At 30.6% G+C, this 16,323-nt stretch carries 20 protein-coding genes; 6 read left to right on the plus strand and 14 right to left on the minus strand.

What is annotated here, in order from left to right; genetic code table 11:
- Position 1: 1 nt before the first annotated feature.
- The 5 genes from miaA to N5D90_RS02150 form a co-directional block, all read right to left on the minus strand.
- Positions 2 to 916: a tRNA (adenosine(37)-N6)-dimethylallyltransferase MiaA gene (gene miaA / locus N5D90_RS02130; RefSeq protein ID WP_280061422.1), complete on the minus strand. Its 915-nt coding sequence runs from the start codon at positions 914 to 916 to the stop codon at positions 2 to 4.
- A 95-nt stretch (positions 917 to 1,011) separates the two neighbouring features.
- Complete coding sequence (locus N5D90_RS02135) at positions 1,012 to 1,473, minus strand: MaoC family dehydratase (protein WP_280035653.1); 462 nt, start codon at positions 1,471 to 1,473, stop codon at positions 1,012 to 1,014.
- A 162-nt stretch (positions 1,474 to 1,635) separates the two neighbouring features.
- On the minus strand, positions 1,636 to 1,989 hold the full coding sequence (locus tag N5D90_RS02140) for a YkvA family protein (protein WP_280061423.1): 354 nt from the start codon (positions 1,987 to 1,989) through the stop codon (positions 1,636 to 1,638).
- A gap of 96 nt (positions 1,990 to 2,085) precedes the next feature.
- A complete protein-coding gene (locus N5D90_RS02145) occupies positions 2,086 to 2,736 on the minus strand; it encodes a peptidylprolyl isomerase (RefSeq protein ID WP_280061424.1) in 651 nt (216 codons plus the stop codon).
- Between the two features lie 60 nt (positions 2,737 to 2,796).
- Positions 2,797 to 3,012: a hypothetical protein gene (locus N5D90_RS02150; RefSeq protein ID WP_280061425.1), complete on the minus strand. Its 216-nt coding sequence runs from the start codon at positions 3,010 to 3,012 to the stop codon at positions 2,797 to 2,799.
- A 111-nt stretch (positions 3,013 to 3,123) separates the two neighbouring features.
- On the opposite strand from N5D90_RS02150, the gene N5D90_RS02155 reads away from it, so the two are divergent.
- The 5 genes from N5D90_RS02155 to N5D90_RS02175 all read left to right on the plus strand — a co-directional run bounded on the left by N5D90_RS02155 (position 3,124) and on the right by N5D90_RS02175 (position 6,302).
- The gene (locus N5D90_RS02155) at positions 3,124 to 3,825 is read left to right on the plus strand and encodes a DUF1826 domain-containing protein (RefSeq protein WP_038334322.1); all 702 of its coding nucleotides are present in this window, start codon (positions 3,124 to 3,126) and stop codon (positions 3,823 to 3,825) included.
- A 168-nt stretch (positions 3,826 to 3,993) separates the two neighbouring features.
- The gene (locus N5D90_RS02160; RefSeq protein WP_038334320.1) at positions 3,994 to 4,233 is read left to right on the plus strand and encodes a hypothetical protein; all 240 of its coding nucleotides are present in this window, start codon (positions 3,994 to 3,996) and stop codon (positions 4,231 to 4,233) included.
- A complete protein-coding gene (locus tag N5D90_RS02165) occupies positions 4,221 to 4,949 on the plus strand; it encodes a hypothetical protein (protein ID WP_280061426.1) in 729 nt (242 codons plus the stop codon). The genes N5D90_RS02160 and N5D90_RS02165 overlap by 13 nt, the downstream gene beginning before the upstream one ends.
- 85 nt (positions 4,950 to 5,034) lie before the next feature.
- Complete coding sequence (locus N5D90_RS02170) at positions 5,035 to 5,364, plus strand: translation initiation factor (protein WP_115002063.1); 330 nt, start codon at positions 5,035 to 5,037, stop codon at positions 5,362 to 5,364.
- 65 nt (positions 5,365 to 5,429) lie between these two features.
- The gene (locus N5D90_RS02175; RefSeq protein WP_180904406.1) at positions 5,430 to 6,302 is read left to right on the plus strand and encodes a nucleoside phosphorylase; all 873 of its coding nucleotides are present in this window, start codon (positions 5,430 to 5,432) and stop codon (positions 6,300 to 6,302) included.
- Between the two features lie 71 nt (positions 6,303 to 6,373).
- Here N5D90_RS02175 and recN read toward each other — a convergent pair whose 3' ends face one another.
- From recN to N5D90_RS02215, 8 genes are all read right to left on the minus strand, one after another.
- The gene (gene recN, locus N5D90_RS02180) at positions 6,374 to 8,032 is read right to left on the minus strand and encodes a DNA repair protein RecN (protein ID WP_280061427.1); all 1,659 of its coding nucleotides are present in this window, start codon (positions 8,030 to 8,032) and stop codon (positions 6,374 to 6,376) included.
- Positions 8,033 to 8,941, minus strand: coding sequence for a DUF4835 family protein (locus N5D90_RS02185; protein ID WP_038334260.1), 909 nt, complete (start codon positions 8,939 to 8,941; stop codon positions 8,033 to 8,035).
- 8 nt (positions 8,942 to 8,949) lie between these two features.
- The gene (gene coaBC / locus N5D90_RS02190; RefSeq protein ID WP_280061428.1) at positions 8,950 to 10,149 is read right to left on the minus strand and encodes a bifunctional phosphopantothenoylcysteine decarboxylase/phosphopantothenate--cysteine ligase CoaBC; all 1,200 of its coding nucleotides are present in this window, start codon (positions 10,147 to 10,149) and stop codon (positions 8,950 to 8,952) included.
- Positions 10,149 to 10,472: a DNA-directed RNA polymerase subunit omega gene (locus N5D90_RS02195; protein WP_019973784.1), complete on the minus strand. Its 324-nt coding sequence runs from the start codon at positions 10,470 to 10,472 to the stop codon at positions 10,149 to 10,151. Before N5D90_RS02195 ends, coaBC begins: the two co-directional genes overlap by 1 nt.
- Positions 10,473 to 10,499: 27 nt before the next feature.
- Positions 10,500 to 11,381 (minus strand): outer membrane protein assembly factor BamD, encoded by an 882-nt coding sequence (locus tag N5D90_RS02200; protein ID WP_038334250.1) that lies wholly within the window; start codon positions 11,379 to 11,381, stop codon positions 10,500 to 10,502.
- 81 nt (positions 11,382 to 11,462) lie between these two features.
- Positions 11,463 to 11,969 (minus strand): ferritin, encoded by a 507-nt coding sequence (locus N5D90_RS02205; RefSeq protein ID WP_125349386.1) that lies wholly within the window; start codon positions 11,967 to 11,969, stop codon positions 11,463 to 11,465.
- A gap of 12 nt (positions 11,970 to 11,981) precedes the next feature.
- A complete protein-coding gene (gene dapA, locus N5D90_RS02210; protein WP_280061429.1) occupies positions 11,982 to 12,860 on the minus strand; it encodes a 4-hydroxy-tetrahydrodipicolinate synthase in 879 nt (292 codons plus the stop codon).
- A gap of 224 nt (positions 12,861 to 13,084) precedes the next feature.
- Positions 13,085 to 13,552: a hypothetical protein gene (locus N5D90_RS02215; protein ID WP_280048866.1), complete on the minus strand. Its 468-nt coding sequence runs from the start codon at positions 13,550 to 13,552 to the stop codon at positions 13,085 to 13,087.
- A gap of 218 nt (positions 13,553 to 13,770) precedes the next feature.
- Between N5D90_RS02215 and N5D90_RS02220 the strand changes: the two genes are divergently transcribed.
- Positions 13,771 to 14,427 (plus strand): HAD family hydrolase, encoded by a 657-nt coding sequence (locus tag N5D90_RS02220; protein WP_280061430.1) that lies wholly within the window; start codon positions 13,771 to 13,773, stop codon positions 14,425 to 14,427.
- A gap of 10 nt (positions 14,428 to 14,437) precedes the next feature.
- Here the strand turns inward: N5D90_RS02220 and N5D90_RS02225 are convergent, their stop codons facing one another.
- Positions 14,438 to 16,207 carry a MutS-related protein gene (locus N5D90_RS02225; protein ID WP_280061431.1) on the minus strand — a complete coding sequence of 590 codons (1,770 nt, stop codon included), beginning with the start codon at positions 16,205 to 16,207 and terminating at the stop codon, positions 14,438 to 14,440.
- Between the last annotated feature and the right edge of the window lie 116 nt (positions 16,208 to 16,323).

Genomic DNA, 16,323 nt, shown 5'->3' on the forward strand with positions numbered 1-16,323 from the left:
TTTAGATTTTGTTCGATATAAAATTAATGATATTTTCTTGATCGAAAGGAGAAAACCAATTGACAGTTTCATCTTTTTTGAACCATGTCATTTGACGTTTTGCAAAACGTCTTGTATTTTTTTTGATTTCTTCAATTGCAAAATCTAATGTAATTTTCTCTTCAAAAAAATCAAACAATTCTCGATAACCAACAGTTTGCAAAGCATTCAAATCTTTTAACGGAAATAAATTTTTAGCTTCATTTAATAAACCTTCGTTCATCATCATATCAACTCGAAGATTGATACGGTCATACATTTCTTCGCGAGGAAGTTCTAAACCTATCTTAATTATGTTAAATGGACGTTTGTCCAAATCTTGATTTCTGAAATGAGAGAAAGGTAAACCCGAAGCTCGGTAAATTTCTAAAGCACGTGTTACACGCTGTTTATTGAAAATATCAACTTCTTCAAAATACTTTGGATCGACTTCTTGCAATTCTTCTTGCAATTTTTCAATTCCAAATTCAGCAAGCTCATTATTTAAATCTTCTCTGATTTTAGGATCAACCTCGGGAAATTCATCAAAGCCAACTGTGATTGCCTTTTCATATAAACCTGAACCGCCAACCATAACGCAAATGTCATTTGTTTCGAAATAATTATCCAAAAAAGCTAAACCATCACGCTCAAAATCACCAACCGAATATTTTTCGTGAATAGAAATATTTTGAATAAAATGATGCTTCACTTCAACCAATTCTTCCTCAGAAGGAACAGCAGTTCCTATTTTCATTTCTTTGAAAAATTGACGACTATCACAAGAAATAATTTCGGATTGAAAATATTTTGCAACTTCTATTGCCAAATTTGTTTTACCAATTGCAGTCGGTCCAACAATAGAAATTAAGGTTTTATTATTTTGAATTTTTTGCATGCTATATAAAATCGAGCGCAAGATACTTCGATATTTTATGAAAAGAAAAAGCTTCTATAAAAAATAGAAGCTTTGTAAATTATATTGATTACTGATTAATCATTAAAGTGGTAAAGGAAAACCACATCCGCTGTATAAGCAGGTTTCGGATTATCTTTAATTTCTAAATTTGCTTCGATGACAACTTTTGCAATTCCTCTCAAATTTGTAATAGATTTCAATTTTGCAGTTAATCTTACTTCACTATCAACCAAAACAGCTTGTCCAAATCTCAAACTTTCGATTCCGTAATTGATTAACATTTTGATATTACGAACTTCCGCAATTTGATCCCACAAATGAGGAATTAAAGAAAGCGTTAAATAACCATGTGCAATCGTTTTCTTGAAAGGTCCTTCATTAGCTGCTTTTTCCGGATCTGTATGAATCCATTGATGATCTAAAGTCGCATCAGCAAAGCGATTGATTTGTTCTTGATTTATTATATGCCAGTCAGATTTACCTATTTCTTTACCTTCGAAAGCTTTGTATTCATCGAAATTATTAATAATAACCATTATTCAGGTGTTTTAGTTTTTAGTATTGTATTGCTCAAATCTAATGAATAATCGGCAGATAATAAATTTTATTTATGAGAAAGAGAGCACTTTTTGAATAATCTGAAACAAAAAATCCAACTGAAAATTCAATCGGATTTTTTATAGCTATTTAATTTATTGTTAATCAATAATTTTTGCATCTTCAACATTTGCGTACGCTCTTTGCATATCTCTCCATGCAAGATATTTTATAACTTCTTTGTTGAAATATTTCATTCCAAAAAGTAAAATCCCAAAATCATCAATCAAACCAAAAGGTCCAAATAGTGCTTCTGGAATAATATCAATAGGAGAAATAATGTATAAAGTTGCTACAAATCCAAGAAATAAATTCATATTGTCAGGTTTATAACTTCCTTTTTTGTAATCACCTAACATATTGAAAAAAGCCTTTACTTTTTCAAAAAAAGATTTGTCTTTTTGAGCTGCCATTGCTGCTGCTCCAGCGACTTTAAAGAATTTTGATTTTTTCATTTCACAAAATATGTTTTAAAAACGTATTATGTATTACAAAGTACATGCCAAAACATTTAAATTGATTTTTGTGTCATGTTAAAACTTTATGTCACATTATTTTACTGTTTCTTTCTTCTTTGATTTAATGATTCTTGCATTCAATATTTTGTCAAGTTTTGGATATCTTTCGCGCATTAATTTTGTACTGTTAAAAATTTCTTCGTCTTCCATTGTTTGTCCAGCGTAACCATCATACAAACTTTCTACAACATTCATTCCGTTCACCACTTTTCCAAAACTTGGAAAACCTACTACATCATTCGAATTGATTGTATCCAAACGATGATTATCTTTCAGATTAATAAACAAATCCAAATCTCTTGTGTTTTTTCCAGCGCGCGCAAAACTCAAAGCTCCTTTATTATTTCCAGCAATAACAGGTTCATCTTCTACAATAAACTTTTTCCATTGATTTGAAACAATTGTGTCAGTATTTCCAAATTGTGCAACAAAATTCGGAACAACGCGATAAAAAGTACCATCTTCGAAAAAATTGTACTTAACCAATTGATAAAAACGATCTACAGCTTTTGGCGATAATTTTCTTTCAACTTCGATATCAATATCTCCTTTTGTTGTTTCAAATCGAGCAACAAAATTTTCTGGTGCTTGTTTCGTTGTCCATTTTTTATGAAAAACCGTTTTGCTAGAAGTACAAGCTGAAAGCGTAATAAGTGTAAATAATGCTAGAGTAATTTGTTTCATGTTTTAATTTTGTGGATTAAACTTAAACAAAAAACGACACTTAGCGTAAGTGTCGTTTCATTATTTTTGCAATTCTTGTTCAATTTTAAAAAACCATTCTGTTTTCTGGTTATAAACTTCCGCTTCGGCAAGCATATAATGGGCTTCTTTGGTTTCCTCATACTTCACGCGATCCATCGTTTGTGGATTGAAAGGCGGTAAAGGTTGCACTTCTGCGCTAAAAGTTTTGGTGTGGCCTTTATATGTAAATGTTTTGGTGATAATTTCTTTTTCCATTGTCTTTTAATCTTTGGTAAAAATACAACTTTTGTAAAGGAGAATTTGCATTCGGAATAATTTAATTTTTAGGCTGAATTATTTTTCGATAAATAGTAATTTTGCGGTTATATGATTGCTCAAAATAATTCTAATCAACAACAAGTTCTTGTCGTTTCTTCGTTTGATGAACTTGTACATACAGCTTTTTCTGGGAAAAATAATGCGATAAATTGGCAACGAAATTTGGAAGGTGATTTTGAGGAAATTGTGAATCAATTGATTTTAAAAGATGATATTACTGTTATTTCTATTGATGATTTAAATGATCTGGATTTATCTAAAGAAGGAATTAAAGCGAGAAATATTTTGATCAATGATTTACAACAATTAACTGATTTTGGTGCTTCGCCAACTTTAAATTTACTAAAATGTTACGAACGTGATACTGAATTTGACTTTATTTCAACAGATGTTTATTCATTTCACGTTGATCGTTCATCAATTCCTACGGATACTTTTTTGTGTACTTACAATGGTGCTTCCAGTGATATTGTTGCGAATGAAGATGTGGAACAAAAAATTTTGATTTCTGAAATTAGAGAAAAATTATTCGAATTATATGATGGACACATCGATGGATTTGAAGATTTTTTGAAAGAATATTTCTTTGATTTGCATTATCAAATTCGTCCAGGTGTAGAACCAATTAATTTAGGATTAGGAAATCTTTGGCGATTGGCAGTTGATCATCCAGAACAAAAAGTTTTGCCTTGCGTACATCGCGCGCCGAAAGAAAATAAAGATGAATATCGATTATTGTTAATTTGTTAGGAATAAATTATCAAATAATTATTTTATAGTTTTTTAATAAAAATTATATAATTTAGATTCAAAAGGTTAGGTTTTTGAATGAACTCAAGCTTTTATTATTACAATGGTTTCACTAAATTTGCGTATATTTATTGGTGAATAATTATTGTTAATTTAATTTCTATCATTATGAACAAAGAATCAGATATACTAAAATTAGAAGAAGCAGGAGCGTTAAATCGTTTAGCTAAATCTGCATCGCAAGCTGCAATTAGAGTTTCAGAAGCATTAGATTTATCAGTTCAATATGTTCAAGGAAATCGAATCATCGAGAGAAAACCTAATGGAGAAATTAAGGTGATTAAAACAATAGATAGAATAAAAGTTCCAGCTGAATTGAAAAAAGGAGCTAAATTATGTCTAAAATAAAACGTTTACGCGTTTTTGCTGGTCCAAATGGATCTGGAAAGTCTACTTTATTCGATTCAATCTCATCAAAATTTAATGCTGGATATTTCATTAATTCAGATTTGATTGAGAAAGAAATTTCTTCAAAAGGTTTTATTGATTTGGATCGATATGAACTAAAACTTACCGAAAAAGATTTTGAAGATTTCAAAGCTGAGCCTGCTTCAATTTCATTATTCGAAAAAGCAAATAATGAAGGAAAAGTAATTGATGTGCAGTTTCGAAATAATGTTTTGGTTGATAAATCTAAGTCTACACATAGTTACGAAGCATCTTTTATTACTTCATTTATCCGAAAACACTTATTGATTAAAGGTAAATCTTATTCATTTGAAACGGTAATGAGTCATCCTTCTAAAATTGATGAAATAGTGGATGCTAAAAAGCGTGGTTTCAAAACATATATGTATTTTGTCTGCATTGAAGACCCTTTGATTAATATTTCTCGAATTGAAAATAGAGTAGAAAAAGGTGGACACGCTGTACCCGATGAAAAGGTGATTAAACGATATCATTCTACTTTAATGAATTTGTTTCCAGCTTTAAAAATTGTAGATAAAGGCTATATTTTTGATAATTCAACTCAAGAAATGAGATTGTTTGCACAAGTTAAGAGAAATGAACTTGAAATAGTTTCAGATAAAGTTCCAAATTGGTTTATAAAACAACTGCAATAAAATTTTATCTTTGTAATTATAATGGTACAAATGGACGAATTCCAATTTTACAACGCCATTTATTACAAGGATTACATCAAATACTATGGATTTACAAGATCAATTAAAAAATCTTTTTCCCGATCATATACCTGAGCCAGAAGAAGTATCAAATGAAGAACAACATGAGTTATGGATTCAGAAAGAACCCTTAATTTGTAAGTTTGAGAAACGAAAAGGGAAAATAAATACAATAATAGAAGGTTACGAAGGAGAAACAGAAGATTTCAAACTTTTAGCAAAAGAAATTAAGCAATTTTTGGGTGTTGGAGGGAGTTTTAAAGACGAACAAATCATCATTCAAGGAGATTATCGCGATAAGATTATGGCCTTTTTGAAAGATAAAGGATTTAAAGTGAAAAGAGTAGGTGGTTAATAATTTCTTTACAATTATTACTGATAAAAATTGTATATTGTTCTCTTATTTTTAATTATAAAATCATGAGTAAAGCAGCATCAGAATTAGTTTTAAATGCAGACGGAAGTGTTTACCATTGTAATATAAGACCAGAGCATTTAGCAGATACTATTATAACTGTTGGTGATCCGAATCGTGTCGAAAAAGTTTCAAGACATTTTGATACAATCGAGCACACAGCAAGCAAAAGAGAAATTGTAACGCATACAGGAACGTTGAATGGTAAACGTTTAACAGTTATTTCGACTGGTATGGGAACGGATAATATTGATATCGTTTTATCTGAGTTAGATGCTTTGGCTAACATCGATTTAGAAACTGGTGAGATCAAAAAAGATTTCAGAAAATTATCATTTGTTCGTATGGGAACTTCTGGAGCTTTACAGGCAGATATTCCTGTTGATAGTTTCGTTATTGGTTCTCACGGTTTAGGTTTAGATGGACTTTTGCATTATTATGTTGGGAGCGAAGCGGTGATGAATAAAGAGGTAGAAGATGCTTTTATCAAACATGTTGATTGGTCATCAAATAAGGCACGTCCATATTTAGTAAAAGGATCTGATTTGTTGTTAGATAAATTGGCTTCTGAAAAAACAATTCAAGGAGTAACGGCTACAGCTTGTGGTTTTTACGGACCTCAAGGGCGTTATTTGAGATTGCAACCAAATCCAGCTGATATTAATGAGCGTTTAACAACTTTTAATTATGAAGGTTTAAGAATCTCTAATTTCGAGATGGAAACTTCTGCAATTTATGGGTTGTCAGCAATGATGGGACACGAAGCGTTATCGATAAATGCAATTGTTGCGAATAGAATTTTAGGTGAATTTAGTGCCGATTCTTACAAAGCAGTTGATGCAATGATTGAATATTCGTTGGAAAAGTTAACGAAATAATTTCAGATTTATATAAAACAAAAGCTCGAGAAAATTCTCGAGCTTTTTTGATATTATATGGTTTTGAAATTTTAATTCAAATTCATTAATTCTTTTGCTTGATTGATTGCTGCGTCTGTTAATTCTGAACCAGAAATCATTTGAGCAATTTCTTCTAAGCGCTGTTGTTGAGATAATTCAATCACATTTGTTTGTGTCGTTTCGTCTACAACTTCTTTGTAAACTTTTAGCTGATAATTTCCTTTTGAAGCAACTTGCGGCAAATGCGTAATCACTAAAAGTTGCATATTTTCTGCCATTTTTTGCATTACTTTTCCTGTTTCATTCGCAACTTTTCCCGAAATTCCTGTATCAATTTCATCTAAAATCAACGTTGGTAAATGTTGATGTGTTGCCAATAATTTTTTAATCGCTAACATCAATCGAGAACGTTCTCCACCAGAAACAGATTTTTCAAAAATACGAGGTTCCATTCCTTTATTTGCTGAGAATAAAAACAAAACTTCATCTTTTCCAGTTGCTGTAAAATCTGCTGTTTCATTTAATTGAATGGTTAATTGAGAATTTTCCATTCCCAATTGTGATAACGTATTTAAGATAATTTTTCGGATAATCTCGATAGAAGAAAATCTATTTTTTCTAATCTTAATTGATTGTTTTTCAAGTTTTTCTGAAATTGAATTCAATTCTTTATTTAAGTGAATAATTAAATCACTCAAATTATCAAAACCAGAAGTTTGACTTTCTAATTCATCACGTTTTGCAATTAATTCTTCAACGGAAATTACATTGTGTTTACGTAATAATTTATGAATCAAATCGTAACGATCTGTAATTTCTTGTAATCTTTCAGGATTAATTTCAGTCGAATCTATCAAACTACTCATTTCACCCGAAATATCTTGCAATTCTATTTTTGATGAAATCAATCGCTCGTAAATCGAATTGTATTGTGAATTATAATCCGAAATTTTATTCAATTTATTGCTTGCTTCATTCAATTGAGAAATTATTCCCATTTCAGGATGCTCCAAAAATTGGTAAGTTTCATTCAAAGTCGAAATAATTTCTTCTACGTTTGACAAAGATTTTATCTCGATTTCCAACTCTTCTAATTCCTCATTTTTTAGCGAAGCATTGTTCAGTTCTTCCCACAAATGCAATTTATATTCTAAATCTTGAGATTGATTTTCTAACGAATTTTGAGCGTCTTTTATCTTTTTCTTCGTAGAAATATAGTGGTTAAAATCCTTCTTATATTCTTTCAATAAGTCTTTATTTTCTCCGTAAATATCCAACATCGAAAGTTGAAAATCAGCTTCAAAAATTTTAGGTGTATTAAATTGAGAATGAATATCAATCAATAATTCTGATAATTCTTGCAAAATAGAGACTTTAACAGGCGTATCATTGATAAAAGCGCGCGATTTCCCAGATGGTAATAATTCTCTTCTCAGAATAGATTCGTCTTCGTAATCCAAATCATTTTCTTCGAAAAAATCATTTAATTCAAGATTTTTTATCTCAAAAACAGCTTCGATAATACATTTTTCATCAATATTTTTCAAGGCTTTTAAATCGGCACGTTCGCCTAAAACTAATTTTAAAGCACCTAACAAAATCGATTTTCCAGCACCAGTTTCACCGGTAATTGTGGTCATACCTTGATGAAAATCAATCTCCAATTGATCGATAATGGCAAAATTATTAACGCGAAGAGTTTTTAACATTTACTTTTTCAATTTATTCCAATAATTGTCGTTGTATTTTGGCGCGATTGAATTTAAAATTCCTTTTAGTTTTTCGATATTCACCGTAGAAACCTGTCCGCCTGAAAATACTTGACTAATTTCGCTATTTTTTGCTGTTAAGAAAAGTTCTAGCGGATAAAATTGAGAATAATTTCCTCTTTGGTAAAATTCTAATTGCAATAACGTATTTCCAATCGCATTTTTACCACGAACTTCGTTTTCAGACATAATGTCTAAGCCGTTTCTATGATATTGATAGATAATATTTCGAAGTGTAGAATTATCCGATTTTAGAATATTGTTAATTAAAGCTGTGCGCGATTTTATTCCATCTAATTCGCTCCAACCAGAGAAGTTATTATTTGCTTGACCGAAATCAGCAATTTTCTTCGCCATTTTGAAATACTCAGTTCCGCCTTCTTTCGCAAACGTATCTGCATCATATCCCAAAACTAAATAAATGTAATACGTTAATACATCTGTCAAATTTTTTCCACTGAATTTGCGATCATTGAAAATTAATTCTTCAGATTCTTGGTATTGAAACGTAAAATTATCGTCAGATAAATTAAGAACAGGCGTATAGTACGTTGAGTTAAAAACAGGACGACGAGATTGTACTAAAATCGTACCTTTCATTCTGTTTCCCTCTCGTTCAATTATATTAATGACGAAACTAGCTTCAATTCTTTCGTATGTTTTTAAACGATCATTTGTCCATTTTGTTGAATTAATAAATGTTTTTAATGATCTTTCTAAAGTTTGATAAACCTGTGTGTTAGATCCTTGAACTTGAGAATAATCGACTTTTACATCTGCAATAATATTTTGCGAGAAAGCCGAAATAGCTAAACACGACGAAAAGAAAATTGAGGCTAATTTCTTCATAATAAATTTTATAACTTATTTAAAATGACATTTAAAATATCTTTTGCAACATCTGTTTTTGATTTTGCATCAAATTGTTGCATTGATAAATCTTTGTCAATAATTGTAATTTTGTTTGTATTCTTCTGAAAACCAGCTTCTTTATCTTGCATCGAATTAAGAACTATAAAATCAAGATTCTTTTTGGCTAATTTTTTCTTTGCATATTCTTCTTCGTTATTCGTTTCTAACGCAAAACCAACCAATAATTGATGTGTTTTGATTTCGCCTAACGATTTTAGAATATCAGGATTTTTCACCAATTCGATAATTAAATTATCATCATTTTCTTTCTTAATTTTTTGCTCAGCCATTTCTTTTGGACGATAATCTGCAACAGCCGCCGACATTACAACAACATCAGCATCAGCAAAATTAGCGTGCATCGCTTCGTACATATCACGAGCAGAAACAACATTTATTCGATCGATAGGAAAACCGGTAACAGATTCGTGACTTGGACCACTGACCAAGGTAACTTTAGCACCCAAATTAGTAGCAGCTTTCGCAATCTCGAATCCCATTTTTCCAGAAGAATAATTACCTATAAAACGAACAGGATCTAAGTTTTCGTATGTAGGACCAGCAGAAACCACTACTTTTTTTCCGTGAAGTGGGAGAGTAGCTTCGATTGTACTTTCCAAAAACGCAATAATGTTTTCAGGTTCAGCCATTCTACCTTCTCCAACCAATCCACTTGCTAATTCACCAGCTTCAGCAGGAATACAAATATTTCCGAAAGATTCTAATTTAGCAATATTTTCTAAAGTTGAAGGATGTTTGTACATATCCAAATCCATTGCTGGAGCAAAATATACAGGACATTTAGCTGAAAGATAAGTTGCTAGAACTAAATTATCACATGTCCCATCTGCCATATGTGACAACGTATTTGCTGTGCAAGGCGCAATAATCATATAATCTGCCCAAAGAGCATATTCCACATGATTATTCCAATCCCCTTTATCACCGAAAAATTCCCATTCGACTGGATGTTTGGAAAGCGTGGAAAGTGTAAGTGGAGTAACGAAGTTTTGAGCTTCTGGCGTCATAATAACTTTGACATCAGCTCCTTTTTTGATAAGCCCTCTAACAAGAAAAGCGGCTTTGTAGGCCGCTATTCCGGCAGAAACTGCCAAAAGAATTTTTTTACTATGTAAAACAGACATTATTTATCCTCATTTGGATTTCTGTAATATACGTCATTGTCTAACCATTCCTTAACCGCAATAGAAGTCGGTTTTGGTAATCTTTCGTAGAATTTTGAAACTTCGATTTGCTCTCTGTTTTCAAAAACTTCTTCTAAAGAATCTGTATGTGCAGCAAACTCATCCAATTTCTGAATTAATTCAGTTTTCATTTCTTGGTTGATTTGTTCTGCTCTTTTACCCATAATTACAATCGATTCGTATAAGTTTCCTGTTTTCTCATCGATTTTATTACGATCATAAGTTTGTGTTGTTGGTGCTGCACCGATATCCTTGAAATTCATAATGAAAGAATTTTATATATTTTACTATTATTTATTATTTTGCTCTTTGCTTAATTCAGCTTGATCAGCTTCAAATTTCTTTTTAGCTACTTCTATATCAGCTAATTGTTTTTTAGTCTCCACCATATCTTTGTCGATTTTCTCCATCAATTTATCAGCTTCTGCTTTAAATTTTGTTTGTGGATAATATCTTGTTAACAATAGATATTGTGTTCTAGCATCTTGTAAACGTAAATCCTTGTTCTCGATACGAGAGAAATTTAATGCCAATTCTGTTTTAGAACGTAATGAATACATCATTGCTTCTTCACGAAATTTAGAATCTGGATATTCATCAACCATATTGTCAAAAGAAACTCCAGCAGCCTTGTATTTCATTGTTTTGTAATAAACTTTTGAAATTTCGAAAGACTTTAACTCTAATTTTTGTCTAAGTTCTGTAATATAATTATTCGCTTCTGCAACGTGTGCTGATTCTGGATACGAATTGATAAATCCTTGTAACTCACTGATTGCTGTATATGTACTTGTTTGATCCAAGTCATATTTTGGCGAATCTTTGTAATAAGAAAATGCAGATTTGAACAACGCTTCTTCTGCGCGGCTATCCATAGGATAAGCTCCTGCAAAGCTTTTGAATTGATGTCCTGCTAAACGGAAACTTTTTTCGTTAAAGTTACCTTGTGCCATATTATAGGCAATGTCCGCAGATTTTTCTGTTCCTACAAATGATGTAGAAATTTTTTCATACAATTCGTTTGCCAAATCATATTTACCATCTTGATACAATTGTGTAGCCAATGTAAAGATTTCGTCTTTATCCGTACTTTTCATCGCTTTGTTATAGGTCTTGTTACAAGACACTAAAGAAGCGCCAATTAAAACTACTAAGCTTAGTTTTTTAAACATTCTGCAAATTTAATAAAATTTGAGGACTAAAGTATAAAATATTTTTTTCTTATCCTCTTAATAAAATCTCAAAGTTTTGATTTATTCCGCTGTTGCGTCTACGCTTAACGTAACTACGTCACGGTCAAATAGATATAAACCTCCCTTGTCAGATCCGATCATTTCTAACTTATCTAAGATATTTCTTGCTAATTTTTCTTCCTCAATTTGCTCAGAAACATACCATTGCAAGAAATTGTGAGTTGAATAATCTCTTTCTTCTAATGTTAAGCCTACAATGTCGTTAATTGATTCAGATACAAAGCATTCGTGGTTTAAAATTGCAGTAAAAACTTCTTTCAGTGTTGTGAAATCTTGTTTTGGTTCTTCAATTTGTGGAACAAACGCTTTTCCACCTCTTTCGTTAATAAATTTAATTAATTTTAACATATGCATACGTTCTTCGTCTGCATGCGAGTACAAGAAATTTGCAGTTCCTTCTAAACCTTTCACTTCAGCCCAAGAAGCCATTGCTAAATATAATTGAGAAGAATCTCCTTCTAATTTGATTTGTTTGTTTAATGCGTCTAATATTGTATCTTTTATCATAGCTTTATTTTTTTAAATGTTTGATAATAATTGGTTAATTTTTGTTGTCAAGTTAGCTGATGCAGCAACTAAAGGTAATCTTGTAAATGGTTTACAAACGCCTTTGTTATCTAAAACAGCTTTTATTCCGCAAGGATTTCCTTCCTCGAAAATAGCACGTGTAATTTCTACAACTTTGTAATGACCTTCGTACGCAGCAACAACTTCTTTGTTGATTGCTTTGCGAATCATATCTGTAAAAACAGTTGGAACACCTTGTCCGATAACAGAAATAACACCAGAACCTCCAGCTAAAGTCATTGGAACAGCGAATTCATCATCACCAGAAATAATATTGAAATCTTCGCGTGTATTTTTACGAATAATATCTGTTGATTGTAAGAAATCTGGTGAAGCTTCTTTAATCGCAACAATATTTTTGAATTCATTTGCTAAACGAATTGTTGTATCTGCTGAGATATTAGAACCCGTTCTACCAGGAACATTATACAAAATAATGTTGGCATCTGTACTTTCTGCAATCGCTTTATAATGTTGGTAAATCCCTTCTTGATTTGGTTTATTATAATAAGGAGAAACTGTAAGAACTGCGATATAATCACTCAAATCTGTTTCTTGATATTCATTAATAACTTCTGCCGTATTGTTACCTCCAATACCCAAAACCATCGGAACACGATTAGCATTCGCTTTCTTTATTGTTTCGATTACCTGTTTCTTTTCATCTTTTGTAAGTGTTGCTGCTTCTGCAGTAGTTCCTAAAATAACTAAATATTCAACACCGCCATCGATACTATAGTTTACTAAATTTTCTAATGCAGCATAATCTACGGTACCATCTTGTTGAAAAGGCGTAACCAAAGCAACTCCTGTCCCAATTAATTGTTTCATCTTCTATAAATGTTATTAAATCTAATACTAAGTTAAAATTCGGAATTATATCTTGAATAATCAAATAATAGAGTTAATCTATAATTGGTCTTAGATAAAATCCAAAATCTTTCAAAAATAACGATTAATTCAGAGGAATAAAATTAATTTATGTATAGATTATATGATTTTACTTATAAAAAAAGCCACTCAAGTGAGTGGCTTACTATATTTTTAACGTTTGATTAGTTAAATGTGTATTTAAATCCTAAAGAAAAACGACCAGCTTCGAAGTTAGAATCGTTTGTTAAGTTCCACCATGGTTTCCAATCAAAATGTAAAGCCAATGGAGCAGAAGGAATTTTGTATTCTAAACCAGCTTGCGGACGAATTGCAAAATAAGTTTTGTCCTCAAATTTACCTCCATCTACAAAAGATAATTGAGGTCCAACACCAACATACCATCCTAATCCATTTGCACCAGAAAAAGGTTGATTATACGTATAATCTGCACCTAAAACAGTAATGTTATCTCCAAACATAACTTGTACGTTACCCGCATTTTTACCATCAAAAGAGTGCTTGAATTGTGGACCTACTAATGTTTCACCATCTCCTAAATCTACAACAACACCTAAAGCATTTTTATAGTTTTGAGCATTTACTTGAGAAATTCCTAATGCCATTACAGCTACTAATAATACTTTTTTCATTTTTATTAAATTTTCAGTTTTTAACTTTGTTTGCCAAGAATTTTACAAAAAGCGTGCAAATGTTATCTTAATGTTAAGTTTTAACATAAGTATTGTTGTTTGGTTTCGGATACAATCCTTTATATCAGTAATATAATCGATTAATTTAAAATCATTCTAAAGTTCAAACTTTTACATCATTCTCTTAAAAAAGTTAATTTTGTAGAAACAAAATAACAATGATTAAAACTGTAATTTTCGATATGGACGGCGTAATTGTCGATACAGAACCAGTACATAAATATGCTTATTTCGAACATTATAAAGAACTGAATATTCCGGTTACTGAAGAATTATTTGCCACATTTACAGGGCAATCGACAAAAAATGTTTATCAAATCTTAAAAGATAAATTCGATCTGAAAGAAGAAGTGAACGATTTAGTTTTGAGAAAACGTACAATTTTTAATGAAGCTTTTGACACAAAAACAGATTTATATTTGATTGATGGCGTAGAGAAGTTGATTATAGATTTATACAATAATGGAATTGAATTGATTTTGGCTTCATCGGCTTCAAAATCTACAATTGACCGTGTTTTTAATCGTTTTGAGTTGAATCAATATTTTACGCATAAAGTTTCTGGCGAAAACTTTCCGAAATCAAAACCAGATCCAGCCATTTTTCTGCATGCCGCTGATTTAGCAAAGTCCGAACAAAGCGAATGTATTGTTATCGAAGATAGTAAAAATGGAGTAGAAGCGGCTTTACGAGCAAGTTTGTATTGTTTGGGTTACAAAAGTGTAAATTCGAAACAACAAGATATTTCAAAAGCAAATTGTATTGTAGATGATTTTAATGCGATTGATGCGAATTTTATCAAAGAATTAAATTAACAATTTAAGATTAATCAATAATCCTAAATTGTTTCATTAAGAAAATGGCATTCATCATTTTGGTCGTGCCTTTTCTTAATTTATAATCCGAATAATAATTGTTGTCCACGTTTTTTAATTCGAAACAATAATTAATAATATGATCAGGATTTTCACTTTCCATTTTCGTTAATTCTAAATCGTGGGTTGCGATAAAACCAATCAATTTTGTGTGAGATTTAATTAATTTCTCTAAAAATTTTTGCGAACCTATTAGTTTATCTTCGGAATTTGTTCCTTTCAAAATCTCATCTAAAATGATAATCTGTGGTTGATTATTTTCTAAACGTTCAATTAATATTTTCAATTTGTTAATCTCATTTTTGAAATAAGAATCACCAGAAGATAAATTATCAACAGTTCTGATGCTTGTAAATAAATCCATTGGGTAAAATGACATTTTTTCCGCACTCACTTTTGCGCCATTCATTGCCAAAACCAAATTTGTTCCAACTGTTCTCAAAAAAGTACTTTTTCCAGCCATATTTGCACCTGTAATAATCGCAATATTGTTTGGACGATTGGTTTCAAAATCATTTTTCACAACCGTTTTTTCATCTAATAAAGGATGAAAACCATTCGTGATTTTTAATGCAAAAGGTTCATCTACAATTTCTGGAAAAGTAAACGTTTTGTATTTATCATTAAACAAAGCAAATGACACAAAAGCCTCTAATTTCGCCAATTCATCTAACCAAGGTTTGATTTGATGAACCGTTTTTTGAACTTCATTTTCAAATTTTATCGAATAATGTAATCGCCACAAGAAAAACGTATTCAACACAAAACCTACAATCGGGAAATTAGCTGCATCTAAAGTTTCTTTTGTTGACGAAATCGTCTTGATTAAATCTGATGATTTAAAAGGATTTACAAACGTATTTTTAATTTCAGTGTTTAGTTTTGATTCAAAATTTTCATTTTCAATATGTCGAAAAACTTCATATAAATTATCCAATTCATCTGCTTTCATTGTCGTGTACGCCGCAATTCGTCGAAGTTGTTGCTTATAAAACATGGAAATTGCATTCGAAATAATAACTGCACCCAAAATCCAATAAAAAACAATTTCTTTCGGAAAACCAATAATTGCTAAAGCGATAAAGCACAAAATATTCAAAACAGAAATGATAATAGGAAATAATTTTATTGAATCAGTATTAAATACCCGATTTTCGAACACAAAAATTGAAAATTGATTCATGTTTAATCGCTTTGTAAACGTCAAAAATGTCACAATCCAATTTCTTTTTTCAGCCAATTCTTCAAAAGCATTTTGTCTATCAATAATTTCAGATTTGTTTAAAATCAAATTCGATAAAAAATGTTTGAGCTGTAAATTACCAATACGAGTTTGCGTTTTATTGATTCGATTGAAGATTGAATTTCCTTCCAGAATATCTAAATCTTTGTTGTAAACATTATTGAACTGAGAATTATCTTCAATAAATTGATCGATAGAATCATCCGTTTTTATTTGATTAATAATTTCTAATGCTTGAATTGAATAATTGAGTTGCGAAGAAATTTTAGATGTTTTAACCACTAAAACGATGAAAACAATAAATAAAATAGAAGAAATAATAAGATAAAAATTGTTGCTCGACGTAACATAAAGCAAGAAAAATACAACTGCAATAATAAATACAACAAGCCTAATATTGCTGATTTTATTTTTCTTAGCTTTCAAATGGCTAAAATCTGCAAGTAATTTTTCTTCAATTTTTAAATACTCTTCCATTTATTATTTATTTCTGTTTAAAGGTAATGGTATAAATAATAAAAGAGCGAAATTTTCGCTCTGTATCTTATTTTAAATTCAATGGTTTCCTTATTAAATTGTGAATTCGTATGAAA

The organism is Empedobacter sp. GD03797 (genome assembly GCF_029842105.1).
Taxonomy (GTDB): Bacteria; Bacteroidota; Bacteroidia; order Flavobacteriales; family Weeksellaceae; genus Empedobacter; species Empedobacter falsenii_C.

Bases quoted from the DNA above. Each gene is read 5' to 3' on its own strand.
- N5D90_RS02145 (WP_280061424.1), bottom strand. From the start codon at position 2,736: ATGAAACAAATTACTCTAGCATTATTTACACTTATTACGCTTTCAGCT.
- miaA (WP_280061422.1), bottom strand. From the start codon at position 916: ATGCAAAAAATTCAAAATAATAAAACCTTAATTTCTATTGTTGGACCG.
- dapA (WP_280061429.1), bottom strand. From the start codon at position 12,860: ATGAAACAATTAATTGGGACAGGAGTTGCTTTGGTTACGCCTTTTCAA.
- N5D90_RS02205 (WP_125349386.1), bottom strand. From the start codon at position 11,969: ATGATAAAAGATACAATATTAGACGCATTAAACAAACAAATCAAATTA.
- N5D90_RS02225 (WP_280061431.1), bottom strand. From the start codon at position 16,207: ATGGAAGAGTATTTAAAAATTGAAGAAAAATTACTTGCAGATTTTAGC.
- N5D90_RS02170 (WP_115002063.1), top strand. From the start codon at position 5,035: ATGGATTTACAAGATCAATTAAAAAATCTTTTTCCCGATCATATACCT.
- N5D90_RS02175 (WP_180904406.1), top strand. From the start codon at position 5,430: ATGAGTAAAGCAGCATCAGAATTAGTTTTAAATGCAGACGGAAGTGTT.
- coaBC (WP_280061428.1), bottom strand. From the start codon at position 10,149: ATGTCTGTTTTACATAGTAAAAAAATTCTTTTGGCAGTTTCTGCCGGA.
- N5D90_RS02215 (WP_280048866.1), bottom strand. From the start codon at position 13,552: ATGAAAAAAGTATTATTAGTAGCTGTAATGGCATTAGGAATTTCTCAA.
- N5D90_RS02220 (WP_280061430.1), top strand. From the start codon at position 13,771: ATGATTAAAACTGTAATTTTCGATATGGACGGCGTAATTGTCGATACA.
- N5D90_RS02160 (WP_038334320.1), top strand. From the start codon at position 3,994: ATGAACAAAGAATCAGATATACTAAAATTAGAAGAAGCAGGAGCGTTA.
- N5D90_RS02200 (WP_038334250.1), bottom strand. From the start codon at position 11,381: ATGTTTAAAAAACTAAGCTTAGTAGTTTTAATTGGCGCTTCTTTAGTG.
- N5D90_RS02185 (WP_038334260.1), bottom strand. From the start codon at position 8,941: ATGAAGAAATTAGCCTCAATTTTCTTTTCGTCGTGTTTAGCTATTTCG.
- N5D90_RS02150 (WP_280061425.1), bottom strand. From the start codon at position 3,012: ATGGAAAAAGAAATTATCACCAAAACATTTACATATAAAGGCCACACC.
- N5D90_RS02195 (WP_019973784.1), bottom strand. From the start codon at position 10,472: ATGAATTTCAAGGATATCGGTGCAGCACCAACAACACAAACTTATGAT.
- recN (WP_280061427.1), bottom strand. From the start codon at position 8,032: ATGTTAAAAACTCTTCGCGTTAATAATTTTGCCATTATCGATCAATTG.
- N5D90_RS02165 (WP_280061426.1), top strand. From the start codon at position 4,221: ATGTCTAAAATAAAACGTTTACGCGTTTTTGCTGGTCCAAATGGATCT.
- N5D90_RS02135 (WP_280035653.1), bottom strand. From the start codon at position 1,473: ATGGTTATTATTAATAATTTCGATGAATACAAAGCTTTCGAAGGTAAA.
- N5D90_RS02155 (WP_038334322.1), top strand. From the start codon at position 3,124: ATGATTGCTCAAAATAATTCTAATCAACAACAAGTTCTTGTCGTTTCT.
- N5D90_RS02140 (WP_280061423.1), bottom strand. From the start codon at position 1,989: ATGAAAAAATCAAAATTCTTTAAAGTCGCTGGAGCAGCAGCAATGGCA.